This window comes from Serratia sp. CY76391 (assembly GCF_052166695.1).
GTDB lineage: Bacteria > Pseudomonadota > Gammaproteobacteria > Enterobacterales > Enterobacteriaceae > Serratia > Serratia nematodiphila.
In genome coordinates, this window is sequence record NZ_JBJNOJ010000008.1 from 151,619 (window position 1) to 176,402 (window position 24,784).

15 protein-coding genes and 1 pseudogene are annotated in these 24,784 nt (G+C 59.0%); 8 read left to right on the top strand and 8 right to left on the bottom strand.

Annotation, left to right across the window (positions count from 1 at the left end; translation table 11 throughout):
- The first annotated feature begins 2 nt into the window (after positions 1 to 2).
- Entirely contained in the window at positions 3 to 329 is a 327-nt protein-coding gene (gene yciH / locus ACJ8PN_RS16020) for a stress response translation initiation inhibitor YciH (RefSeq protein WP_004930637.1), read from the top strand.
- Positions 330 to 517: 188 nt separating this feature from the next.
- On the opposite strand, the gene osmB is transcribed toward yciH, so the two are convergent.
- The 4 genes from osmB to ACJ8PN_RS16040 all read right to left on the bottom strand — a co-directional run bounded on the left by osmB (position 518) and on the right by ACJ8PN_RS16040 (position 5,141).
- Entirely contained in the window at positions 518 to 736 is a 219-nt protein-coding gene (gene osmB / locus ACJ8PN_RS16025; protein WP_004930634.1) for an osmotically-inducible lipoprotein OsmB, read from the bottom strand.
- Positions 737 to 1,007: 271 nt separating this feature from the next.
- Positions 1,008 to 1,754 carry a DeoR family transcriptional regulator gene (locus ACJ8PN_RS16030; protein ID WP_442535064.1) on the bottom strand — a complete coding sequence of 249 codons (747 nt, stop codon included), beginning with the start codon at positions 1,752 to 1,754 and terminating at the stop codon, positions 1,008 to 1,010.
- 50 nt (positions 1,755 to 1,804) lie between these two features.
- A complete protein-coding gene (locus tag ACJ8PN_RS16035; RefSeq protein ID WP_411260810.1) occupies positions 1,805 to 4,237 on the bottom strand; it encodes a formate C-acetyltransferase/glycerol dehydratase family glycyl radical enzyme in 2,433 nt (810 codons plus the stop codon).
- A gap of 4 nt (positions 4,238 to 4,241) precedes the next feature.
- On the bottom strand, positions 4,242 to 5,141 hold the full coding sequence (locus tag ACJ8PN_RS16040) for a glycyl-radical enzyme activating protein (protein WP_171454137.1): 900 nt from the start codon (positions 5,139 to 5,141) through the stop codon (positions 4,242 to 4,244).
- Positions 5,142 to 5,290: 149 nt separating this feature from the next.
- Here ACJ8PN_RS16040 and fsa point away from each other — a divergent pair, with 149 nt between their 5' ends.
- The 4 genes from fsa to imm45 all read left to right on the top strand — a co-directional run bounded on the left by fsa (position 5,291) and on the right by imm45 (position 19,064).
- Positions 5,291 to 5,956 (top strand): fructose-6-phosphate aldolase, encoded by a 666-nt coding sequence (fsa, locus tag ACJ8PN_RS16045; RefSeq protein ID WP_171454136.1) that lies wholly within the window; start codon positions 5,291 to 5,293, stop codon positions 5,954 to 5,956.
- 382 nt (positions 5,957 to 6,338) lie between these two features.
- Positions 6,339 to 7,943, top strand: coding sequence for a ShlB/FhaC/HecB family hemolysin secretion/activation protein (locus ACJ8PN_RS16050; RefSeq protein ID WP_442535065.1), 1,605 nt, complete (start codon positions 6,339 to 6,341; stop codon positions 7,941 to 7,943).
- 67 nt (positions 7,944 to 8,010) lie between these two features.
- Positions 8,011 to 18,744, top strand: coding sequence for a hemagglutinin repeat-containing protein (locus tag ACJ8PN_RS16055; RefSeq protein WP_442535066.1), 10,734 nt, complete (start codon positions 8,011 to 8,013; stop codon positions 18,742 to 18,744).
- Entirely contained in the window at positions 18,744 to 19,064 is a 321-nt protein-coding gene (gene imm45, locus ACJ8PN_RS16060) for an Imm45 family immunity protein (RefSeq protein WP_171454132.1), read from the top strand. Before ACJ8PN_RS16055 ends, imm45 begins: the two co-directional genes overlap by 1 nt.
- Before the next feature lie 50 nt (positions 19,065 to 19,114).
- On the opposite strand, the gene ACJ8PN_RS16065 is transcribed toward imm45, so the two are convergent.
- Positions 19,115 to 19,327 carry a SymE family type I addiction module toxin gene (locus ACJ8PN_RS16065; RefSeq protein WP_171454131.1) on the bottom strand — a complete coding sequence of 71 codons (213 nt, stop codon included), beginning with the start codon at positions 19,325 to 19,327 and terminating at the stop codon, positions 19,115 to 19,117.
- 184 nt (positions 19,328 to 19,511) lie between these two features.
- Here ACJ8PN_RS16065 and ACJ8PN_RS16070 point away from each other — a divergent pair.
- The 3 genes and pseudogenes from ACJ8PN_RS16070 to ACJ8PN_RS16080 all read left to right on the top strand — a co-directional run.
- A pseudogene (locus ACJ8PN_RS16070) lies at positions 19,512 to 19,940 on the top strand (hypothetical protein); the annotation flags it as partial.
- A gap of 310 nt (positions 19,941 to 20,250) precedes the next feature.
- The gene (locus ACJ8PN_RS16075) at positions 20,251 to 20,616 is read left to right on the top strand and encodes a hypothetical protein (protein ID WP_171454130.1); all 366 of its coding nucleotides are present in this window, start codon (positions 20,251 to 20,253) and stop codon (positions 20,614 to 20,616) included.
- Between the two features lie 203 nt (positions 20,617 to 20,819).
- Entirely contained in the window at positions 20,820 to 21,038 is a 219-nt protein-coding gene (locus ACJ8PN_RS16080; protein WP_171454129.1) for a hypothetical protein, read from the top strand.
- Between the two features lie 60 nt (positions 21,039 to 21,098).
- Here the strand turns inward: ACJ8PN_RS16080 and ACJ8PN_RS16085 are convergent, their stop codons facing one another.
- The 3 genes from ACJ8PN_RS16085 to ACJ8PN_RS16095 all read right to left on the bottom strand — a co-directional run bounded on the left by ACJ8PN_RS16085 (position 21,099) and on the right by ACJ8PN_RS16095 (position 24,686).
- Positions 21,099 to 21,563 (bottom strand): surface-adhesin E family protein, encoded by a 465-nt coding sequence (locus tag ACJ8PN_RS16085; RefSeq protein WP_171454128.1) that lies wholly within the window; start codon positions 21,561 to 21,563, stop codon positions 21,099 to 21,101.
- Entirely contained in the window at positions 21,560 to 22,171 is a 612-nt protein-coding gene (locus ACJ8PN_RS16090) for a hypothetical protein (RefSeq protein ID WP_171454127.1), read from the bottom strand. Before ACJ8PN_RS16090 ends, ACJ8PN_RS16085 begins: the two co-directional genes overlap by 4 nt.
- Positions 22,172 to 22,619: 448 nt before the next feature.
- Positions 22,620 to 24,686 (bottom strand): carbon starvation CstA family protein, encoded by a 2,067-nt coding sequence (locus ACJ8PN_RS16095; protein WP_442535067.1) that lies wholly within the window; start codon positions 24,684 to 24,686, stop codon positions 22,620 to 22,622.
- Between the last annotated feature and the right edge of the window lie 98 nt (positions 24,687 to 24,784).

The window sequence follows — 24,784 nt, forward strand, 5'->3', positions numbered from 1 at the left end:
TGATGAATGACGATAACAGCCGTCTGGTGTATTCCACGGACACCGGTCGCATCAAGCAGGAAGAGGTTAAACCGCAACGCGCCAAGGGCGATGGCGTCGTGCGCATCCAGCGCCAGACCAGCGGCCGCAAGGGGAAGGGTGTGTGCCTGATTACCGGCGTCGATCTGGATGACGCCGCGCTCGACAAACTGGCGGCAGAACTGAAAAAGAAATGCGGCTGCGGCGGCTCGGTGAAAGAGGGAGTCATCGAGATCCAGGGCGATAAACGCGATCTGCTCAAACAGCTGCTGGAAGCCAAAGGCATGAAGGTCAAACTGGCGGGCGGTTGAGGTGAATCGCCATGCCGCGGTGCAATGCTGCGGCATGGCTAGAGGTTGTTGCTGCCGGGGGTTAACCCGTTAACGGCGAAAGAACCATAGACTTAACGTAAAACAGACCTGAAATCATTGTTATTGGTTAATACGTCAAAGCGCCAAGGCGCTTTTGCCCGCCTGTCGGCGGAGGGCTCTCGGTCAGGTTATTTACCTACCTGGTGACCGATAATGCCCCCTACCGCAGCCCCACCCAGCGTACCCAGCGCGCTGCCGTTGGTCAGCACTGCGCCGCCGACTGCACCGGCGCCGGCGCCGATAGCGGTGTTGCGATCGCGTTTGGACATGTTGGAACAGGCACTGAGTGAAAACGCCAGAGTCAGTGCCAGAGCGGCGGTGGCGAAACGTTTATTGATAATCATCATAATGACTTCTCCTTAGCATTGGCTATATGGAAGTGCCCTATAAGTATAGGCGTTAACCATAAATCAGGCCTGCTGTTGATTCCCGCACAGTATCGATATAAAAAATGGCATTTTTTGTTAACGGCCGAATAATTAGCAGGTTACGGCCCAAAAGTCGCCGAAACTGAGTATAGGTTTCTCGGGAAGGATAAACAGGTAAATAGTCTTAAAATCCTGCGGTGCAAGGGGAAAGACGCGCGGCATGGCCCGCGCGGTGCGGCGGTGATCTGCGTTATTCGTTGACCAATTCCACCTGTACGCCCTGGCGTTTCAGCTGATGCTGATACTCCAGCGCCAAACGTGAATCGGTGATCACCCGGCTGATCTGCCCCGGTTGCGCCAGCGGATTGGGCTGGATCTGGCCGAATTTGCTGGAGTCCGTCAGCACGATATTCTCCATGCCCTTGGCCAGTACCGCGCTGACCACATCGGCGCGCATCATGTCGCGGCCGGTAAAGCCGGTTTCGGTCTGAAAGCCGTCAATGCCGATAAAAGCCTTATTGAAATGCACCTGCTGAATGCACAGCCGCGTCAGCGGGCCGACCACGGTCTCGCTTTTCTTCTGGTACATGCCGCCCAGCACAATCACGTCGCAGTCGGTTTCTTTCAGCAGGTTGGCGATGTAGTGGCTGACGGTGATCAGCGTAATGCGCTTGCGTTCGGCGATGTAGCGCGCCAGCAGGGCGTTGGCGCTGCCGCTCTCGATAAAGATCGTCTCGCCGTCGTTGACCTGCGCGGCGGCGTATTGCGCCAGCCGCTGCTTGAGGGTGAAATTGGACATCATGCGGGCGTCGACGTCGTCGCTCTCCAACGCCACGGCGGAACCGTGCACCCGCTTCAAATAACTGCGCTTTTCCAGCAGGTTGAGATCCTGCCGGATGGTGACTTCCGAGACGCCCGAGGCGCGCGCCAGCTCATTGACGCTGATCCGCCGGCGATCGTTAACCAACTGCAATATGGTCTGTTGTCGTAAATTCATATCGGCCTGATGATGCGGCCGCCAAGGCGCGGCCGCTAAGAGTCAAAGGTTTAAAGAGTATGTTCTGTGCGCGCAATAATATCATCCTGCGCCTCAGGGGATAATGCGGTAAAGAAGGCGGAATAGCCAGCTACGCGAACCACTAAATCACGATATTGGTCAGGGTGTTGCTTCGCCGCCAGCAGCGTTTCGCGCGACACGATGTTGTACTGCACATGCCAGCCGCGGTAGCTCTCGAAGAAGGTGCGCAACATCAGCATCAGCTTTTCCCGGTCGCGCGGGTTGTCCAGCGTCGCCGGGTTCAGCTTTTGATTGAGCAGCACGCCGCCGAGGATCGCCTCGGTCGGCAACTTGGCGAGCGAATTGAACACCGCCGTCGGCCCCAGGTGATCGGTACCGGACGCCGGACTGGCACCTTCCGCCAGTGGCGTGTGCGCCTTACGTCCATCGGGCGTGGCCAGAGTGGCGGCGCCGAAGGGCACGTTGGCCGAGATCGACGAGGTGCCGGCGTAGTAACCACCGCCGATCGGCCCGCGGCCGAAGCGGGTGTTGCGATACTGCTTCAGTTCTTCGATATAGGTTTGGTAGGCGCGCACCAGCAGCCGATCGACCTCGTCCACGTCGTTGCCGTATTTGGGCGCGGCGTTGAGCAGCCGCTGGCGCAGCTGCTCGCCATCCAGCCCGGCGAAGTCTTCGGCCAGCGCCGTCGCCAACTGCTGCTGGCCGATCGCCCTCTGGTCAAACACCAGTTTGCGCACCGCCGCCAGGCTGTTGCCCAGGTTGGCGATGCCGACCTGCAGGCCGGAAACCCAATCGTATTTGGCGCCGCCTTGCTTGATGCTTTTACCGCGTTCGATGCAGTCATCCACCAGCGCGGAACAGAGGATATCGTGGGCATTCTCTTCCAGCACGCTGTCCACCACGCATTCGATCTCGATCGACTTACGCGTGTAGTAGCGGATTTGCCGATCCCAGGCGGCTAAGACCTGCTCGAAATCGGCGAAGTTTCCTTTGGATAGCGCCTGTTCCTGCGGCAGGAAGATCTGCCCGGAGGTCGCGTCGCGGCCCTGTTCCAGCGCTGCCAGCAGCACGCGGGCGAAGTTGATGAAGCTCATGCCGGTGCAGCGATAGCCCCATTTGCCGCCGACGGCGGTCTCGATGCAGCCGATGGCGGCGTAGTCGTAGGCGTCTTGCGGCTCAACCCCCAGCTTGATGAACTCGGGAATGACGATTTCGTCGTTGTTGAATGCCGGCATGCCGAAACCGCAGCGGATCACCTGCACGCAGGCGTCGAGGAAGTCGGCGCTCATCCCGGCATGGTAACGCACGCTGAGGTTGGGCTGGGTGGAGCGCAGGCGGCCGCAGGACTCGAGAATGGCGTAGGACAGCGGGTTGACCGCATCGCACGGCCGGCCGTCGATCAGCTTCTGTCCGCCGATGGTGACGTTCTGGTACAGCGGGCTGCCGGCGGAAGCCTTGGAATGCGAGCCGGAGCGGATCTTGTTGACCTCCAGCAGCTTCAGCCAGCAGCTGTGCAACAGCTCGATGGCGTCTTCCCGCGCCAGCTTTTGCTCCAGCTCCACGTCACGCCGATACCAGGGATAGAGGTATTGATCGAGGCGGCCAAATGAAACCGAATGGCCGTTGGATTCGATCTGTAACGTCAGCTGGATGAAATAGCACAGCTGCAGCGCCTGCCAGAAGGTTTGCGGCGGGCGATGGGCGATCTGTTCACAGTTATCCGCGATGGCCAGCAGCTCGGTGTGCCGGCCAGTGCGCGGTTCGTTTTGCGCCATGTCGCGCGCCAGGCGGGCGAAGCGCAGGATGTGTTCGCTCAGCGCCGCCAGCACGATGTCGATAGCGTTGAGAAACTGCGCTTTGTGCAGGTCTTCCCACTCGGTCAGGCGCAGGCGGCTGCGGCGCGCGTTCACTTTTTCACGCAGGCCGTCGAGACCTAGCTCCAGCAACAGCGGGAAGTTGACCGCCAGGTGAGCATCGCCGGAGGTCATGTTGCCCTCGGCCTTAATGATGCCGGTGGCCAGCAGCGCCTTTTGCTCGTCGGTGAACATGCCGTAGCAGCGATCCTGCACCGTTTGGCCGCGCCACCAGGGGCACAGACGATGCAAAATTGCCTTGTTCTCTTCGCTGACCGAAAAACCGGCGCCCGGCCGGTCGGCTAGCTGGTCGATCTCGTTTTCTATCCAGCCGACGGTGTATTCGGGGAAGATCGGCGCGGCGCGCAGTTCGCTGGCCTGGTTGCCGACGATCAGCTCGTCGTTGGCGATCCAGATGCTGCGTTTCGCCAGGTGGTTGGCCAGCGCCAGCGCGCGGCGCACCGGCAGCGGCTTATCCTGATACTGTTGATAGGCTTCGGTATAGTGCTGCGCGCGTTCGGTGCACACCGGCGGTTTGACGATGTGAATCAGCGCGTTCTTGTGCGCCTGAATGCGGGCGCTGAGGGTGGTCAAATCCAACGTGGTCATGGCGTTATCCTCGCAAAATGGCGGTCAGGCCTTTGGCGCCGGCATAGTCTTCGGCGAAGGCCAGCAGATCGGGCGCGTCCAGCGGCGTGCGGGCGGCGCGGTAGGGCTCGCCGAGCAGGTGGTACTTGTTGATGCCCAGCGTGTGGTACGGCAGAAAGTGGATCTCCGACACGCCGATCTCGTCGGCGGTGAAGTCGACGATCGCGCGGACAGAGCGGCGATCGGCGTTGAAATCGGGGATCAGCGGCACGCGCACGGTCATTGGCACGCCGTGCGCCGCCAGCCGGCGGAAATTGTTCATCACCCGGCGGGCGGAGCCGCCGGTCCAGGCTCTGAAGCGCGCTTCGTCGGTGTGTTTGAGATCGGCCAACAGCAGATCCAGCCACGGCAGCGAAGGCGCGATGTAACGCCATGGCACGTGCAGACAGGACTCGACGGCGGTGTGGATGCCGGTCTCGTGGCCGCGCCGCAGCAGTTCCGCCGCAACCTCCGGCTGCATAAAGGGTTCGCCGCCGGACAGGGTTAAACCGCCGCCGCTGCGCAGGTAGAAAGGCTTATCCCGCATTACCTCGGCCATGATATCGTCGGGGTTGACCGGGCTGCCGCACAGGCTGAGCGCGCCGGTCGGGCAGGTGGCGGCCAGGGCGGCATAATCGTCTGCGCTAATCAGCTCGCGTTGCAGCGTCAGCGGCCCGTCGGTGCGCTGCAGCCCTTGCGGACAACGCTCGGCGCACAGCGTGCAGCCGCTCAGGCACAGGCGCTCGTCAAACAGCAGGTCTGCGTGGCGCGAACGGCTTTCCGGGTTCTGACACCAGCGGCAGCTCAGCGGGCAGCCTTTTAAAAAGACCACGCTGCGGATGCCGGGGCCGTCATGGGTCGAGTAGCGCTGCAGATTGAAGAACATGAGTCACCCGTTTGGCGTTGCTGAATCTTTCGCCATTAAAGGTGTTTCGAATGAAAGCTGATTTGATTTTGATCAAAGGATTGCGGGGTTTTTACCCTATGATGATCAGAGTTTGAATCCGCCCACAGAACATGACACAGGAGTCCGTGATGGAGCTTTATCTCGATACCGCCGATGTGACCGCGGTAAAACGCCTGGCGCGCATTCTGCCGTTGCACGGCGTCACCACCAACCCGAGCATCGTGGCGAAGGAAGGCAAGCCGATCTGGGAAGTGCTGCCCGCGCTGCGCGACGCCCTCGGCGGCACCGGCAAGCTGTTTGCGCAGGTGATGGCGGCCGATGCGGAACGTATGGTGGCGGAGGCGGCGCTGCTCAGCCAGCGGGTACCGGGGCTGGTGGTGAAGATCCCGGCGACCGCCGAAGGGTTGGCGGCGATCAAGAAGCTTAAAACGATGTCCATTCCGACGCTGGGCACTGCAGTGTACGGCGCCGGGCAAGGGCTGTTGGCGGCATTGGCCGGGGCGGAATATGTGGCGCCTTACGTCAACCGGCTGGACGCGCAGGGCGGCGACGGCATCGAAATGGTGCACGAGCTGCAGCAGCTGTTGAGCCTGCATGCGCCGTCGGCGCAGGTGCTGGCCGCCAGCTTCAAAACGCCGCGCCAGGCGCTGGAGTGCTTGCTCGCGGGCTGTCAGGCCATCACGCTGCCGGTGGACGTCGCGGAGCAGTTCCTGAACGCGCCGGCGGTGCAGGCCGCGGTCGAGAAATTCGAACAGGATTGGCAGGGGGCGTTCGGCAGCAATTTGTTGAGCTGATAACGGCCTGATGTGTTAATTTTCCTCCCGATCGACAATTAATTTTAAAGGATGGCGCATAATGGCGTCATCCTTCCGCCGTTTCGCCATTCTTCTCATGCCCGCTGCCTCCCTTATGGTTTTGTGAACCGCAGTGCCATAAAGCTGTTGATCTTTTCCCCTCGAAGCTCATAATTCGCCCAAGAGTAAGTTTGTTTACATTAATTTACTTAACTCATGATTTTTTACTAAATAAATAACTATAAGTAACGGTGAGGAGCCAAGGATGCGCTCAGATTCAGATAGTGCTCGTGCTTTACTTTATTCTATCCGCTGCGGGCTGTCGGGATTATTGATCGGCGTTGTACCCCTGTTTTCCGCTTCAGCGTCTACCAGCGATGGAATGGCGTCCATTGATGCCCGCGAGCAGCAGCGCCAGCAGGAGCGGGAGCGCGCCCTGCAACAGCAAAATGCCCCACAGGCCGATGCGCGCCTTTCCCGCCCCGAGGCTGTGTTGCCGGATTACCCGGTTAATGAGTCCCCCTGCTTCACCATCAACCGGCTTACCCTGGTTGGGGAAGCGGCCGGCCGCTTTCAGTGGGCGCTGGACGCCGCAGCAGATGCCAAAGGCCGCTGTCTGGGTAGCCAGGGCATTGTGCTTGCCATCAATAAAGTACAGAACGCCATCCTGGCCAAAGGCTATGTCACCACGCGGGTGATGGCGCAGGAGCAGGACCTGACCAGCGGCGAGTTGACGCTGACGCTGCAACCGGGGCGCATCGGTGATATCCGTTTCGAGGAACCGATCTCCTGGCGGGGACGGATGTGGAACGCTATTCCGGCCTCACACGGTGATATCCTTAACTTGCGTGATATCGAACAGGGGCTGGAGAACTTCAGACGGGTGCCCAGCGCCAATGCTGACATTAAAATCATGCCTGGCGCCCAGGAGGCCACCAGCGATCTGCAGGTCAACTGGCACGAGGGGCGGCCGGTGCGGCTCAGCCTGGGGCTGGACGACAGCGGCTCCAAAAGTACCGGACGTTATCTCGGTTCGGCCACCTTGGCACTCGATGCGCCGTTTGCGCAAAATGACCTTTTCTACGCCAACATCGGCAAGGATGTGTTTCAGCACGGACCGTTCGGCAATCGTTCGCATACGCTGAATTACTTCTTCCCGGTGGGATATTGGGCCTTCTCAGCCAATTACAACGACTACACCTACCATCAGAACATCCCTAACGCCAACGAGGTGCTGCGCTATAGCGGCAAGAGCGACAACATTCAGTTGACCGTTTCCCGATTGCTCTATCGCGACCAATTGCACAAGACCACGCTCAACCTGCGCGGCTACCGCAAGCACTCGACTAACGCCGTGGACGACGTTGATATTGTGTCGCAAAAACGTCGGACCGCCGGCTGGGAGCTGGGGCTGAATCAGCGCAGCTACTTCGGTACCACTACGCTGGACGCCAATATCAACTGGCGCCGCGGTACCGGGGCGTTCAATGCCTTGCCTGCGCCGGAAGAATCGCGTCACGAAGGCAGTGCGCGTACCGGCATTTTGCTCGGCGACCTGGGTATCAACCGGCCTTTCTCCTGGGGTGAGCAGCCCTGGCGGGTTTATACCAGCGTGCGGGGCCAGTGGAGCCCGAATGCGTTGACGCCGCAGGAGCGGATGGCCATTGGCGGGCGTTACACGGTGCGCGGCTTTGACGGCGAGCAGATGCTGTCCGGCGAAAAAGGGCTGCTGTGGCGCAACGAAATCGCCTGGAACGTGTTTTCTCGCGGGCATGAATTGTATCTGGCCGCCGACTACGGTCGGGTGGACGGCCCAAACACCCGCCACTTGGTTGGCCATCAATTGGCGGGCAGCGCGCTCGGCGTGCGCGGCGCGCTGTGGGGGCGATTCAGCTATGACCTGTTTGCCGGCGTTCCGCTCTACAAGCCTGCGGGGTTCCACACCTCCGGCGCGACCGCGGGTTTTAGCGTAAATCTGGAAATTTGAACATCGCGATACCGGCAGCGTTGCTGCGCTGACCTGAACGGACTGACTTTTCTCACGGATGTGACCTATGAACAAACATTGCTATCGCCTTATCTTCAGCCGCACCCACGGGGAGTTGCGGGTGGTGTCCGAACTGGCCCGCAGCTGCAGCAGCGAGCCGGGGCAACGCATCGGTTCAGGAATAACAGGTGGAAGTCGTCTGTGGGTCACCGTGCGTCGGTCAGTGTGGCTGCTTGGGCTGTTGATGTTCGCCGGCCCCGTCATGGCAGACGGCATTGTCGCGGACGGCGGTGCCAATCCTTCCCAGCGGCCGGAGGTCATCAATACCCAGAACGGCTTGCCGCAGGTCAACATCACCGCCCCCAACCAGGCTGGGGTCTCACATAACCAGTATCAGCAGTTCGACGTCGACGCCAAGGGCGCCATCCTCAACAACTCGGCGGTGATGACCTCGACCCAAATGGCCGGAATGATCCAGGGTAACCCTAACCTCAATCCCAATTCCGCGCCGGCGCGCGTCATCCTCAATGAAGTCAACAGCAACAATCCCAGCCAGTTGCGCGGTTTTATGGAAGTGGCCGGCGGCAAGGCGCAGGTGATTGTGGCCAACCCCGCCGGTATTGTCTGCAACGGCTGCGGCACCATCAACGCCGGGCGCATGACCCTGACCACCGGCAAGCCGCAACTGAACGCCGACGGCAGCCTGGCGGGCTACCAGGTTGAGCGCGGCGTGGTGCGCATCGAGGGTGGCGGACTCAACGGGGATACCCGCCATGATACCGAGTACGTCGATATTCTGGCGCGCGCGGTGGAGGTCAACGCCGGCGTCTGGGCTAAAGAAGGCGTGTCGGTGGTGGCCGGTCGTAACCGCGTGAGTGCGGACGGTAAAACCGCGACACCGCTGTCGGACGACGGCAGTACCAAACCAGAGCTTGCCATCGACATGGGGCAGATGGGCGGCATGTACAGCGGCAGTATCCGCATGATTGGCACCGAGGCCGGCGTCGGCGTGCGCAACCAGAACGGGCAGGTGCAGGCAGGCAAAACGCTCACCGTCAGCAGCGAAGGCAAGCTCAGCTGGCAGTCTGATGCGCCGGATGCGGCCACGCAGGCCGGCGGCGATATCCAACTGGCGGCAAAAGGTGACATTGAGACGCGCGGGAAAGTGTATAGCGGTGGCCAACTGGCTGTGCAGAGTCGCGAGGGAATGTTAACGCAGTCCGGGACACTGGCGGCGGCCGGGAATGTGCACCTGAACGCCGCGCGCGGCATCCAGAGCAGCGGCCACCTGCTGGCGGGCAGTAATGCCGACAGCACGCTGGTCCAGGCTGCCAACCTGCAGTTGGACAGTCAGGGCGATATCCGCGCCAGCGGCAGTCTGCTTGCCAAGAAGAACGTCAACGCGTCCGGGCGCCGGGTGGATATCAGCGGCGCACAGGTTGCGGCCGGCCGTACCGCGTTGACGGCCCGCGAGGGCGGCGTGGCCTTGCGCCAGTCTGCTGTCGACAGCGGTGAGCTGGCCGTGAGCACGACGGGCGATGTGGAGGCGCAGCAGGCCAAAGTCAAGTCCGGGCGCTGGCAGGTGGATGCAGGCACCCTGCTCAACCAGAAGGCGACCTGGTCACAGACCGGTGACGATGAGAGCCGTTTCACCCTGGTGGGCAAGCTGGATAACAGTGACGGTGTCATCGAGGCGCAGAGCCTTCGGCTTTCGGCTGCCCAGCTGGACAATCAGCGCGGCCGTCTGGTGGCGCTGGGGGGCGCGGCGCAGCACTGGCAGGTCGGCGGCCTGCTCGACAATGCCGGTGGGACGGTGGGCAGCAACGGCGACCTGCGTCTCGATGCCGGGCGTCTCGATAATCAGGGGGGCACGTTAAAAACCCAGGCGGGCCTTAAGCTCCATGCTAATGGCGCGGTGAATAATGGCGGCGGCAACCTGCTGGCCGGGAACGGCCTGACGCTTGAGGCGGGCAGCGAGCTGAATAATGCGTCCGGAACCCTGAGCGGTCATGACGTACGTCTGGTGGCGCAGCGGTTGGATAACACGCAGGGGCAGGTCATCGGTCAGGGCAATCTCGACCTGACGGCCAGCCGCCTGGATAATCAACGCGGCCTCATTGGTGCCGGCAAGGCGCTGGATATCCATACCGGCGACTGGGACAACCGCGGGGGTACGGCGCAAGGCGAAACGGCCGTCACGGCAACGGCAATGACCCTCAACAACGACGGCGGCAAGCTGCTGTCAGGCCAGGCATCAACCCTGACCACCTCGGGTAACACCAGCAACCGCGGCGGCGAAATTAGCGCCGCGGTGCTGACGGTGAAGTCTGATCGTCTCGACAACACGCAGGGCAAGGTGATTGGCCAGGCGCAGCTTGACCTGCATGCCCGCCAGGGGTTGGACAATACGCAGGGGGTGCTGGGCGCCGGGCAGACGTTGACCCTGCGCACCGACGGTAAGTTGAATAACCGCCGTGGCACGATATCTGGGAGCGGGCAAACCCACATAGCGGCAGGGAGCGTGCGCAACGAGGCCGGCAAACTGCTGGGCGGACAACAACTGGTGTTGAACAGTGCGGCTGAGTTGGTGAACCGCGAGGGCGAAATCAGCGGCGAGTCGCTCACGCTAACGGTGCAGCGCCTCGATAACGCTCAGGGCAAGGTGGTCGCCCGGCAGGATGCGAGCCTGACGGCGCAGCAAGGGCTGAGCAACGCCGCCGGCTGGCTTGAAGGTGGCAATAGACTCACCGTCAAGACCGATGGCGACTGGGACAATCAGGGCGGCACCGCACAAGGCGGCCGGCAGGTCACCGCCAGCGCGCAGTCGCTCGACAATACTGGCGGGCATCTGCAGTCCGGCGGTGACCTGACACTTGACGCCGCAGGCAATATCCTCAATCGCACCGGTAAACTGACCGCGCAACAGGCCCTTGCCGTTAACGGCGGTGCAACCAGCCTGTTCGATAATGATGGCGGCTCGCTGCAGAGCGGCGGCGACTTATCTTTGCAGGGAGGCCTGCTGGCCAACCGCGCCGCCGGTGTGGTGCTCGGTGGGCAGGCGCTTTCCCTGAACCTGACCGGCGACTGGGACAACCGGGGCGGTACGTTTACCGGCAATGGGCGCACCGAGGTGCGCGCCGCCAATCTGCGCAATGACCAGGGCACCATCAACGCGCTGGGCAGCCTGGACATGCAGTTCACCGGCAAGTTGGATAACAGCCGGGGCAGGATTTTCAGCACGTTATCCCAGGCCCTCACGGCGCAGGACATGTACAACGCCGAGGGCTGGATGGGCAGCCAGGGCGGCTGGCACGCCGTCAGCGGCGGTTTTGACAACGCGCAAGGCAGCGTACAAAGCCAGCAGGATGCGCAGCTGTCGGCGGGCTGGCTGAACAATGCCAAAGGGGGGCTGCAGTCGGCGGCGGATTTGGTGCTGCGCGTTGCGCAGGATGTCGATAACCGTGGCGGTAAGGTCTCGGCGCAGGGGCAGCTTGCTGTGATGGGTGCCAAAGACGGCGAACACGCCGGTGCCATCAATAACGCTGGCGGTCAGTGGCTGGCCGGCGAGGGGCTGCGTATCGCCGCCCGCGCACTCGACAATACGCAGGACGGGCTGCTCTACAGCCAGAAACAACAGCGCCTTACGTTGAGCGATGCGCTGAACAATCGCGATGGGAAAGTGCAAAGTGGCGAGGCGCTTCAACTTGACGCACAAACGCTGAACAATGCCGGCGGGACGATAGACGGCCAGCAACACGTAGCGCTGCGTATTCTTGGCTTGCTGGAGAATACCGACGGTGCCGTGCGCAGCAATGGCGACCAGAAGGTGTCGGCCGCCGGTATCAATAATACGCGCGGCGTATTCAGCAGCCGCGGCGGCATCACGGTGACATCAAAGCAGCTGGACAACGCCGGCGGTACGTTCATCAGTCAGGGAGCGGGTATCTACCGACTTGACCAGCTTAACAATCAGCACGGCAAAGTGCACAGCGGTGAGGCGCTCACGTTCGACGGCACGCAGGTGAACAACCAGGGTGGACAACTGGTGTCGACTCAGGGCCTGACGCTCAAGGCCGAAGCACTCGATAACAGCGGTCAGGGCACGATAAGCAGCCAGTCAGCGCTTGATGTGCGAGCCGATCGCCTGAACAACCGCGACGGCGGGCTGATACTGGGCACTACGCGTACCGACATCACCGCCCGTGATATCGACAATACCGCAGGCCGCCTGCAGAGCAGCGGGCAGATGACCCTCTCGGGAGTCACGCAGTTAGACAACCGTCAGGGACGCATCCTGGCCGACGGCAATCTCGATATCAACGCTGACCGGTCACAGACCGACTCGCCGCTGGCGCTACTTAACCAGGGCGGCCGCGTGGAGAGTGCCGGCGCACTGACAGCAAATGCGCGCACCCTGGATAACCAGAACGGTACCCTGTTGGGGCTACAGGCGCTGACGCTGTCCGCGCAGCAGGACTACACCCGGCAGGCCGGTGATACCGTCAGCAGTAACGGCACGGTGAAGTTCTCCCTGAGCGGTGCCTTTACCAACCTGGCGGACTGGTTGCTGCCGGGCAATCTGGTGCTCAATGCAGCCAGTATCACCAATCCGGCCACCCTGGTGGGCAAGACGCTGCAGCTGACGACCGGCGCGTTGCAAAACACCGGGCGTATTGAAGCGGACAGCATGACGCTGAACGTCGATACCCTGGACAACGCCGCGGCGCTGATGGGCGACGACATCACCGTGAACGGGCGCATTATCGACAACCACGGTGCGCCTGCAGTGATGGCGGCGACCCAAAGCCTGACGGTGCAGGCCAGTGAGCGATTGACCAACCGGGATGGGGCGCTGATTTACAGCGCCGACCGCCTGCACCTGCACAGCGATGACCTGATTGAGAACCGGGCCAGCTTTATCGAAGCGGACGGGGATGCCACCGTTGAGGCCCGTCGCCTGAACAACCTGCGCGAAGGGCTGGTGATTGAGCGTGACGCCGAGAAGAGCGACTACAAATGGCACCGCTACAACTACTACTGGCGCTCCTACGGCTCAAAGGTCAACCCCGATAAAAGCACCATGGCGCCGACCACCCAGCAGCTGACTTTCCAGGATGACGCGGCGGCGCAAACCAACCGCTACGGCACCCTGCTGGCTATTGATGCGGCGGGCAAACGCGCGCAGGTGCGGGTCAAGGACAACAAGGGCCAGCTGACCGACCTGTGGGTCAACTACCTGGCGCTCAAGCCGAATGCCGACGGCAGCTATGCGATGACGTTCTACGAGACGCGAGGGGGAAATCAACTGGCGACCATCCCGACGCCATACCAAAACGGCTTCCACTGGGAGCACGACTGGACGCAGGTGATGACCTGGGACCCGGAGAAGCACCTCGATATCGACAGCGCGCCGTTCGTCACCGATTACAACAACCTGCGCGAACGCACCGCGACCGGCACGGTGACGCGCGACAAACTGGTGAGTGAAGGTATCGGCGCGCGCATTCTGGCGGGCGGCAACATGGTGCTGCGCATTACCGGCGCGCTGCTCAATGACGCCAGCGTCATTACCGCCAACGGCAACCTGACGCAGGACGGCGGCGGCAGCGTGGACAACCGCGGTTACTCGGTCAACGAACGGCGTCAGGAGCATATCGTTGACCACATGGATAAAGATACCCACCACTGGTATCCGACGTACAACCGTGATGAGACCACGGCGCTGGCAACCGTTGACGGCGTGATCACCGGCAATGGCACGGTCACCATTAACGGGGCCCGTATCACCAACACCACGGTCAATCAGGCACAAATCAGTCAACTGGATGCGGCATTGAAGGCGGTGGATGCCGAACGCGCCGAGCTTGAACGCAATCCGCTGGCCTTCACGGTAGAGGGGGCTGCCCGACCTGACGGCGATACGACGCTGGCACAGGGCGAACAGATGACGCAACCCGGCGCCACGCCGTCCTCGCCGCTGGGGCGCCCGCTGCTGCCGTCTGAGCTGGCGCTGACGCAGTTACAGCATCTGGGCAATGTGGCCACCACCATCCCCAATAACGGCTTGTTCAGTCAACATACGGCGACCGGCAGCCCGTTCCTGGTGGTGACCGATGAACGCTTTACCCGCCGCGACAACTTTACCAGCAGCGACTATATGCTCGAACGCGTAGGGTATGACCCCGCGCAGGCCCATAAGCGCCTGGGGGACGGTTTTTACGAGCAGCGTTTGGTGCGCGAGCAGGTGCTGAAACTCACCGGCAAACCGTCCGTCAAGGGCTGGGATGCAATGGCGCAGTACCAGCAACTGATGAATAATGGCACTAAAGTCGCCCGGGACTTCCATCTGGTGCCGGGCGTAGCCCTGACGCCGGAGCAGATTGCTGCGCTGCAGCAGGATATTGTCTGGCTGGTTAGCGAGACGGTGCAAACGGAAGGCGGCCCGCAAACGGTGTGGGTGCCGAAGGTGTATCTGGCACAGACCACGCTGCGCCTGACTGGCGATGGTGCGGTGATTGGCGGTGGCGACCTGCAACTCTCGGCAAACAGTATCACCAATGCCGGCAACCTGTTTGCCGACAAAGCCCTGACGGTCGACGCCGGGCAGTTCCTGCATCAGGGCGGCGACATCAAGGCCGGCAGCATTGACGTGCAGGCAGACAGTCTGGCCCTGAGCACCAACCTGCAGGATGCGCTGCGTCAGGCGACGATGAGCGCCGGCGATATTCGCCTGCGCGGCACCGCTATCACGCTCACGGGGGCGAAGCTCAATGCGACCGATACGCTCAACCTGAGCGCGCGCAATGACCTGACCATCACCGCCGCCAAAAGCAGTCATGCTGCCGACCTCGGGTTTATCTCGGGTTCTATGGGCAACCGCACCCGCGGCGGCACGGAAGCGGCCGGCTCCCGGATGGCGCACGTCAGCGGCGAATGGCAGCAGGCGCAGGGGAGTGAGCTTAACGCCGGCGGCAATCTCACGCTCAATGCCGGGCATGACGTTCTGCTTACGGGGAGCCAGGTAAAAGCGGGCGGCCAGCTTGGCGTGCAGGCCGCAGGCAACATCAACCTCCTGGCAGACAAGACCACCAATACCACGCATCTGGCTGCCAACAGCCGTACGTCATCAGTCAGCAACGATCGCCAGGAAGAGCGCCTGACATTAAGTGCACTCGGCGGCGACCAGGGCGTCACCCTGGTGGCGGGCAACCAACTGCTGGCCGAAGGCGCGCAGGTTAACAGTAAAGAAGGGCGTATCGGCATCAGCGCGCAGGACGTGACCATTAAAGACGCGCGCAGCCGCACGCAAGATCTGGACAGCGAAAACAAACGCGAGGGCAAAACCAAAAGCCATCGCATCGAACAAACCGAGCGCGAAATCAGCACCGGCAGCACCTTCAGCGGACGCGACGGCGTGACGGTAGTCGGGCGAGAGGGCGACGTCACCATTACCGGCAGCACCCTGCACAGCGACCAGGGCGCCATCGCCCTGCAGGCGAAAAACGATGTCACCCTCAATACGGCTACCGAGCGAGAGTCGCGCTACAGTGAGGAGCGTTCGGAGAAAAAAGGCTTCCTGAAAAAAAGCAGCAGCCACAGCGTAGCGCGCGATGCCACCACGCGTGAGAAAGGCAGCCTGCTCAGCGGGAACAGTGTCAGCGTCAACGCCGGTAATGATCTGACGGTCACCGGCTCGGCCATTGCCGCCGACCGGGACGTGAACCTGCAGGCCGGCCGTAATGTCGATATCGGAGCGGCCACCGAGACCGATACGCATTACCTGCTGGAAGAGAAGAAAAAGAGCGGCCTGCTGGGTAGCGGCGGCATCGGCTTCACGATAGGCAAGCAGTCGAGCAAACACGAAATCGACGAGAAAGCCACGACCCAGAGCCAAAGCGTCAGCACCGTCGGCAGCAGCCAGGGCAGCGTCAATATCACGGCGGGCAACCAACTGCACATTGGCGGTGCCGACCTGGTGGCGGGCAAGGATCTGGCCCTGACCGGCGACAGCGTGACTATCGATCCCGGCTACGATCAACGCACGCGCAAAGAAACCTTCGAGCAGAAACAGAGCGGCCTGAGCGTGGCGTTGTCGGGCACCGTGGGCAGTGCACTCAACACCGCCGTCAGCTCGGCGCAACAGGCGAGAAAGGAAGGCGACGGACGCCTGAACGCGCTGCAAAATACCAAAGCGGCACTGTCCGGCGTGCAGGTCGCACAGGCCTGGGAGCGGGACAATGCGCTGACCGCCTCGGCGGAGGCGAAAAACGCCGCTGCTGGTTTACAGCCGGGAGACAAAGGTGCGGCGCAGGGTGCCACCAATACGGTGGGCATCAGCGCCTCCTACGGCAGTCAGTCGTCGAAAAGCGAAACCCGCACCGACAGCCGCCAGTCGCAGGGCAGCACGCTTACCGCCGGGCAAAACCTGTCGATAACGGCGACCGGCAAGAACCACAATGCGCAAAGTGGCGATATCACCATCGCCGGTAGCCAGCTGAAGGCGGGCAAAGACCTGTCGCTCGATGCGGCGCGGGACATTACCCTGCAGTCGGCCCAGAACAGCGAAAGCACCGTCGGCAAGAACAGCAGTAAAGGCGGCAACGTTGGCGTCGGCATCGGCGCCGGCTCGGGCGGCTATGGCATCAGCGTCTCGGCCGGCGTCAATGCCGGCAAGGGGCATGAGAACGGCAAAGGCCTGACCCATACCGAAACCACCCTGGATGCGGGCAGTAATCTCAAGGTGACCAGCGGCCGCGATACCACACTTACCGGCGCGCAGGCCAGCGGAGAAAAGGTTACCGTCGACGTGGGCCGTGACCTGACGCTGCAAAGCCAACAAGACAGCGACCGCTATGACGCCAAACAGCAAAACGCCAGCGCGGGCGGCAGCTTTACCTTCGGCTCGATGACCGGCTCAGCCAACGTAAGCGCCAGCAAGGACAAACTGCACAGCAACTTCGACTCGGTGAAAGAGCAGACCGGGCTGTTTGCCGGTAAAGGCGGGTATGACGTCAAGGTCAAAGAACACACCCAGCTCGACGGCGCTGTGATTGCAAGCCAAGCTGACAAGGAGAAAAACCGCCTCGATACCGGCACGCTGGGCTGGACGGACATCCACAACCAGGCGGACTACAGCGCAACGCATAGCGGCGGGTCATTCAGCACCGGCGGGCCGGTGGGCAAAGACCTGCTGACCAATATGGCCGGCGGCATGCTGTCGGGTGCCAACAACAGCGGGCATGCCGAGGGCACGACGAAGGCCGGGGTCAGTGAGGGTACGCTGCTCATCCGCGACAAAGACAAACAGCAACAGGATGTGGCGCAGCTGAACCGGGATACCGAGCATGCCAACGACGGCAGCATCAGCCCGATATTCAACAAGGAGAAGGAGCAGAACCGGCTGAAGCAGGCGCAGTTGATTGGGGAGATTGGCGGCCAGGCAATGGACGTCATCCGCACGCAAGGCGATATCGCCGGGCTGAAGGCACAGAGAGACCCGGCGGCGCTGGCGCAGGCCAGGGAGCAGCTTGAGAAGAGCGGCAAACCGACGAACGATGCGGCGGTGATGCAGCAGGCGTATGACAACGCGATGCGGCAATACGGCACCGGCAGCGATCTGCAGAAGGCGGCGCAGGCGGTGACGGGCGCGTTGACGGCGCTGGCGGGCAATAACCTGGCAGGTGCGCTGGCGAGTGGTGCCTCGCCGTACCTGGCGACGGAAATCAAGAAACGAGTTGGCGAAGACAACGTTGCGGCCAATGCGATGGCGCACGCGGTGCTGGGCGCAGTGACGGCGCAGCTGAACAACCAGTCAGCCGCCGCAGGGGGGCTGGGTGCCGGCGGCGGTGAGTTGGTGGCTCGAGTCATTATCGGGCAACTGTTCCCGGGCAAGACGGTAGAGCAACTGAGCGAAAGTGAGAAGCTGCAGGTAAGCGCACTGAGCCAGCTGGCTGCAGGGCTTGCAGGCGGCCTGGCGACGGGCGATACTGCGGGAGCGGTGACCGGCGCACAGGCAGGGAAGACGGCAGTGGAAAATAACTCGCTGAGCGGTGATGCAGCGCGTGAAACGGTGAAACAGGCCGCTGAATCGCTGAAAAATCAGGTCAGGGATAAGCTGGGTGAAGGAACAACATCTTCCATCGCCAACGGTATCATCAATGCCCTTGCTGATACCGGTGATGCAGCGTTAGGCGGAGCCGATTACGTTGCGGATGCGGCGATGGCACTAGCGGCCTGTGCTACCGGGGACAGTTACTGCTCCAGAGCAATGAGCGATCTGTCGGGTAAGAATCAAGCAGCGGCAGACAGCGTTAAAGCGTTGATGAGTAGCGATACCTGGTCGGCGGTGAAAGACTCGGTAGTGCAGGCGGCTGAAGGCAATCAGGCGGCGTTGGAAGCTACGGGCGGGATGCTGGCGGGGATTATCCTGCCAGGCAAGAAAGTGCCTGGTGCTATTAAAGCAATTGATCCCACTATCAAAATCGCAACAGGGCAGGCAGTTGGTGCCTTCGAGAAAAGCCTTGCAAATCTTCCTCCTGGAGAGCGTGTAGCTATCATAAGACAGACAGCTCCGAAGGTAGCAGCTGAGAACGGTATGGTTAAGGATAATCAGCTAACCAGAAAGAATGGTGGTCGTGATGTGTATCGTGGACAGGACGGAAATCTTTATGCCCTCGATACGCAACATGGACGATTTGAAGTCGTCAGCCCAAAGGGTAAACATTTAGGTGAAGTTGATTTCTCTATGCAAGTAAGAAAGCCTGCTGATCCATCTGGCGGTCATAACTTGAAGGTGAAGTAGTGAGACTCATTGATTACAAAAAAACGGCTATCGCGCGAGGGGCAATTTTTAGATTGCCTGCTATTTATCCATATGAAGAATGGGTCGATTTTATGTTGTTTGAAACTCAAGATGATGAGCGACCATATGGTTTAATTGTTTCATCGGGATTTAAAGCAGGATTATTTTTAGTCAAGCTTCCTATTGAAAGTATCTCGGATGAAGGGCATGGGTTAAGTAAAGAGTGGGTTATAAATAACTGGGCTAAATGGATATATCCAGAGTGTAACGTTGAAGATGTTCATATCCTTGATGGATATGTGGCAACACCCATTGCGTAAATAAAATCCCCGCCCTTCGTGACGGTTTTTTTACTTTACAGGTCAGTTAGTTATGCCTCTTCCGCTAGTCGGACGATCAGTAGCCCCGGCGCGGTGAGCACCTCTATCTTCTGGCCTGTGGTAAACCCCAGCGGCGCCAGCCAGTGACCGGTGAGGGTGAGCTGCGGCGGCGGGTTGGGCCTGCCGCCGTTGGGGCGGTAACCGACAATGCACTGGCGGGCTTGGGGCGTGGCGGGTTCTGACTTATGATGTTGCTCAGCCATGATTAACTACCTCGTATAGTTAGTGGTGGTCAGCGGGTTGTTGGTGTTGCTGCATCGTCAACCCGCGCTAAAAATCCGCTTGTTAGCTGCCTGTCTCCGTCAGAATGCACAGGGGGAAAGTGGTTGCAAGTTGCTGAGTGTAATAGGAAAAAAATACTTTTCACTGGCTGACTCCGCACTGGATAAAGTTGTTGTTGAGAATAACTCGCTGAGCGGTGATGAGGCGCGTGAAACGGTGAAACAGGCCGCTGAATCTCTGAAAAATCAGGTTCGGGAAAAGCTGGGTAACGGAACAACCTCTTCCATCGCCAACGGTATCATCAATGTCCTTGCTGATACCGGTGATGCAGCGTTAGGCGGAGCCGACTACGTTGCGGATGCGGCGATGGCACTAGCGGCCTGTGCAGCCAGAGACAGTTACTGCTCCAGAGCAATGAGCGATCTGTCGGGTAAGAATCAGGCAGCGGCAGACAGCGTTAAAGCGTTGATGAGTAGCGATACCTGGTTGGCGGTGAAAGACTTGGTAGTGCAGGCGGCTGAAGGCAATCAGGCGGCGTTGGAAGCTACGGGCGGGATGCTGGCGGGGATTATCCTGCCAGGCAAGAAAGTGCCACATACGCCTAATGCCGGAGCTGTAGGGAATATGAGTGAGTTTCTTAAACAACCAGGCTTTGGTAGTGAAATCAAAGAACTATCCAAAAAAAACAGTAAGAATATCAGGGGCAAAGTGTCTATCAGGCAAATAAGCCCGTAGGTGATTACATTCAGAAAGGTGATCAGTTTTATTTAGATGCTAAACATAAGGACCATATAGAGGTCTTTGACAGTACAGGAACAAAGGTAAGGGCGGTCCTTAATCTTGATGGTTCGTTTAATGACGCAAAAACTAAAGCTGCCAAAGCTGAAGGTAGATGGTTGCCAAAATGATTGATATCAGCATGTTAGATAAGTTTAAAGATGCTTACTTGGAGCTATTAAAGCATAAGGCGGGAAAAGAGCTTGATATTAATAATCTTTATTTGGAAAAGGATTATTCAATAGTTGATAGCATTCAGAACAGCATAAAAAATCTTAACTTAACAATTGAGTTGTTTTTTAAAGCAAAAGAGAATGACGATGAGATTGCAATGCAAGCGGCCTTACTACGTATATCAAATTTTTTATCTGGGATATATGGGGTTTTTTATCAAACCACCGAGGATATTGACAGCTTTTTCAAACTTCCCAATGGGACGTCGTTCCCGGAAAATTACAAAATCCCAGAGCATTACAACTATCCTGTTAAATAAAACCAACCCCGGCCAGTTGGCCGGGGCGTTGCACCGGAGCATTACAATTGACCTATCAAGTAGTAACGTTTCCAGCCATTTGGCCGGGTTCTTTGTTTCAATCATAGCAGGCAAAAAACAGAGCCGTATCGATAGCGGTACGCTAGGCTGATACTCGCAACCAGGCCGAACACAGCGGCGGTTCATTCAGCACCGGCGGGCCGGTGGGCAAAGAGCTGTTGACCAACACGGCCGGCGGCATGCTGTCGGGCGCCAACAACAGCGGGCACGCCGAGGGCACGACAAAAGCCGGGGTCAGTGAGGGAACGCTGATAGTCCGTGACACCGACAAACAACAGCAGGATGTGGCGCAGCTAAACCGGGATACCGGACATGCCAACGACGGCAGCATCAGCCCGATATTCAACAAGGAGAAGGATTAGTGTGTTTGATATATGTCATAAAAGAGGCTCGAAATAAGCCTCTTTTATTAAAGTGCATTGTCAACTTTGTGCGTCGATGGCCTTCTTATATTTCACGCAATAATTTTGCCATCCCATAGCGTCAAGACTGTTATTTTCTGCGATAAGCCACCTGCTTGAACTGAGTGGGTAGGGAACAATCGGTTTTCCCGTTGCATATTTGTCAGAGAAGAAGCCAATGGGGAGTTTTGTGTACTTATTTTCGGTATTGCAATCATAAAGTATTTTTTCTTTTATGGATTGAAACTTTTTTCCAACTACCGTATCCTCTTTAAAGAATGAGATAATCATCTCAAATTGAATAATGTCGCTATTGCCCTGGTAATGCCACGAGTCCATTTTCTTCAGGTAGGTAATTGAGTCGCTCCCCTGGAATAATTTGGTATACCCTGGTGGTGGAGATGTGTCTTTTGATTTTTCGCTGCTACAACCTGATATGAGTGCGAAGCCTAAGAGTGTGATGAACAATTGATTGTATTTTTTCATTTTTTCAATAACCCAGTAAGATATAAGTCTTTGTCAGTAATTTTCCCTTGTAATGTACACGTGATACTCACAACACCTTTCTCTTTATTGTCTTCTATTATAAACAATTTTTCTGCTGAGTTCTCTTCTGGTGCTACACCGTCAACGGCTGAGTTATTAGCCATCCATTGGCCATCAACGGTGTTTCGTATCATTGGGTTGTAGGTGTAAACATTGCCACTTTTAACTAGGTTGATTTTCTGGGATAGAATTTTCACAACCTCGTTAAAGGATTGAAGGGACTCAAATCCCCAATAGTAAAATTGGCCTTTCACATCAAATGTGCTAATTTCTTTGTATTTATCAAAGTCGGTATAAGTAACAATAAAACTATTAACCTCAATGCCTTCCGGGGATGTAAATGTGGTCGGGAACGATAATTTTCCGGTGGTTTTTAACATGGATATATCTAACGAAGGGATGAGCGACTTTAAATTCCCATCATTCTGTATTTCTTTAAAAAATGATGCATCGCAGTTTGCGAGTGCTTGAATTGTTGAGTTAGCGTTTGCGTATTCTGCAATTCCCATCAATATATAGAGCAAACATGCCATTTGTCTCTTTTTCATAATCATTTCCTTATGTTACGTTTTAAAACAATCTGAAATATAACATAACGATAATGGAAGATCAGCAATGATACCCTTGTGATACTTCAGTTTCTTTGCACTTCGGTAAATGCCCATTGCACCGAAGCTTCTGGTATGTATGTTCCCGAGTAGTCCCTGAAAATCTCCTATCTCCTATCTCCTATCTCGTGTCTTTACTGCACGTTGTGGTCTAGCGTCAGGCGAACGGCATGGCCGGGTGCCAGTCGTGCCATACGCAACTGAGCGAAAGCAAAAAATAGAAATAGCCTAGGCAGACAAGATATAAAACAGCTGCAGCAGTCCGTTGATCGGTGAGGCGGAGGCGGATGCCGCCGTAAACGCAATATTGCCCACCGGCGCGGTAACGACCTAACCCCTCGAGCAGCGCATTGCTCAAGGGGCCGGCCGTCTATTTCAACCCCGGGACTCAGCCACGGCTGGTTTCCTCCCGCAGCGCGGCGCTGACTTCGTGAGCCGTCGGTTGTTCGGAACGCAGCGCCCGGCGGATGGTGAAGAAAGCGGCGATCAGCATGGTCACCGCTACCAGCATAAAGAACCCGCACAGCGCGGCGTTGATCTGGTTGCTGAACACGATGGTCTCCATGTCCTTCAGCGACTTGGCCGGCGCAATGATCGTGCCTTGCTCGATGCCGGTTGAGAATTTCTTCGCTTGCGCCAGGAAACCGATACTCGGTTTCTCATGGAAGATCTTCTGCCAGCCGGCGGTCATCGAGGTGACGAACAGCCAGGCGGTCGGCAGAATAGTCACCCAGGCGTAGCGCTGCTTCTTCATCTTGAACAGCACCACGGTGCCGAGGATCAGCGCCATCGATGCCAGCATCTGGTTGCCGATGCCGAACAGCGGCCACAGGGTATTGATGCCGCCGAGCGGATCGACCACCCCCTGATACACGAAGAAGCCCCAGCCGGCCACCGCCACCGTGGTGCCCGCCAGGTTGCCGAACCAGGAGCGGTTGTTGGCCAGCTGCGGCACCGCCACGCCTACCAGATCCTGCACCATAAAGCGGCAGGCGCGGGTGCCGGCGTCGACGGCGGTCAGGATGAACAGCGCTTCGAACAGAATGGCGAAGTGGTACCAGAACGCCATCATCGCCCGGCTGTTGAACACCTCGCTGATGATGTGCGCCATGCCCACTGCGAATGTCGGGGCACCGCCTGCACGCGACAGTATTGAATTTTCACCCACCTCTTTGGCGATCAGCGCCAGCGTTTCCGGCGTGACGATAAAGCCCCAGCTGTTAATCACCTGTGAAGCATTTTCCACCGTGGTGCCGATCAGCGCCGCCGGTGAGTTCATGGCGAAGTAAACGCCCGGATCCAGCACCGAGGCGCAGATCAACGCCATGATGGCGACGAAAGACTCCATCAGCATGGCGCCGTAACCGATAAAGCGAATGTGGCTTTCGCGCTCCACCAGTTTGGGCGTGGTGCCGCTGGAAACCAGCGCGTGGAAGCCGGAAATGGCGCCGCAGGCGATGGTGATGAACAGGAATGGGAACAGGGCGCCGGCGAACACCGGGCCGCTGCCGTCGATAAAGCGCGAAACCGCCGGCATTTTCATCTCCGGCATGGCGAAAACGATGCCGATGGCCAGGCCGATGATGACGCCGATCTTCATAAAGGTCGAAAGGTAGTCGCGCGGCGCCAGCAGCAGCCACACCGGCAGCACCGAGGCGACGAAGCCGTAGATCACCAGCACCCAGGTCAGGGTGGTGCCGTGCAGCGTGAAGAACGGCCCCCAGTAGGGATCTTGCGCCACGTTGCCGCCGTAAACGATCGCCAGCAGCATCAGCACGAAGCCGATCACTGAGATTTCAGCGATTTTGCCCGGCCGGATAAAGCGCATGTAGATGCCCATGAACAGCGCGATCGGGATGGTGGCGGCGATAGTGAACAGCCCCCACGGGCTGTCGGCCAGCGCCTTCACCACCACCAGCGCCAGCGCCGACAGGATGATGATCATCACCCCCAGCGCGCCGAGCATGGTGATCACCCCGGCGAACGCCCCCAGCTCCTGTTTGGCCATCTCCCCCAGCGAACGCCCGTCGCGGCGGGTGGAGATGAACAGCACCAGAAAATCCTGCACCGCGCCGGCCAGCATGACGCCGACCAGGATCCAGATGGTTCCCGGCAGGAAGCCCATCTGCGCGGCCAGGATCGGCCCCACCAGCGGCCCGGCGCCGGCGATGGCGGCGAAGTGGTGGCCGAACAGCACCCATTTGTTGGTGGGTACATAGTCCAGGCCGTCGTTATGGCGTTCGGCCGGGGTCAGACGGCGGTCATCCAGTTCAAAAACCTTGTCGGCGATGAACCGGCTGTAGAAACGGTAGGCGATGCTGTAGCAGGCGACGGCGGCGACCACCAGCCAGACGGCGTTGACGTGTTCGCCGCGGCTGAGCGCCAGCATGGCGAAGGCGAAAGCGCCGACCAACGCCACCAGCAGCCAGATAAGTCCGGACCTGATGTTTTTCATGAAACAACTCCTTGGCGTACAGAGGTAGAAATTGACGTTGTTATTAGGGATGACGTTTTAACAGTAGAAGTTTTGCCGCTGAACCGCGGCAGGTCGGA

Excerpts from the sequence above, each read along its gene's own strand:
- yciH (WP_004930637.1), top strand. The coding sequence starts at position 3 with ATGAATGACGATAACAGCCGTCTGGTGTATTCCACGGACACCGGTCGC.
- osmB (WP_004930634.1), bottom strand. The coding sequence starts at position 736 with ATGATGATTATCAATAAACGTTTCGCCACCGCCGCTCTGGCACTGACT.
- ACJ8PN_RS16030 (WP_442535064.1), bottom strand. The coding sequence starts at position 1,754 with ATGAATTTACGACAACAGACCATATTGCAGTTGGTTAACGATCGCCGG.
- ACJ8PN_RS16035 (WP_411260810.1), bottom strand. The coding sequence starts at position 4,237 with ATGACCACGTTGGATTTGACCACCCTCAGCGCCCGCATTCAGGCGCAC.
- ACJ8PN_RS16040 (WP_171454137.1), bottom strand. The coding sequence starts at position 5,141 with ATGTTCTTCAATCTGCAGCGCTACTCGACCCATGACGGCCCCGGCATC.
- fsa (WP_171454136.1), top strand. The coding sequence starts at position 5,291 with ATGGAGCTTTATCTCGATACCGCCGATGTGACCGCGGTAAAACGCCTG.
- ACJ8PN_RS16050 (WP_442535065.1), top strand. The coding sequence starts at position 6,339 with ATGGCGTCCATTGATGCCCGCGAGCAGCAGCGCCAGCAGGAGCGGGAG.
- ACJ8PN_RS16055 (WP_442535066.1), top strand. The coding sequence starts at position 8,011 with ATGAACAAACATTGCTATCGCCTTATCTTCAGCCGCACCCACGGGGAG.
- ACJ8PN_RS16065 (WP_171454131.1), bottom strand. The coding sequence starts at position 19,327 with ATGGCTGAGCAACATCATAAGTCAGAACCCGCCACGCCCCAAGCCCGC.
- ACJ8PN_RS16075 (WP_171454130.1), top strand. The coding sequence starts at position 20,251 with ATGATTGATATCAGCATGTTAGATAAGTTTAAAGATGCTTACTTGGAG.
- ACJ8PN_RS16085 (WP_171454128.1), bottom strand. The coding sequence starts at position 21,563 with ATGAAAAAATACAATCAATTGTTCATCACACTCTTAGGCTTCGCACTC.
- ACJ8PN_RS16090 (WP_171454127.1), bottom strand. The coding sequence starts at position 22,171 with ATGAAAAAGAGACAAATGGCATGTTTGCTCTATATATTGATGGGAATT.
- ACJ8PN_RS16095 (WP_442535067.1), bottom strand. The coding sequence starts at position 24,686 with ATGAAAAACATCAGGTCCGGACTTATCTGGCTGCTGGTGGCGTTGGTC.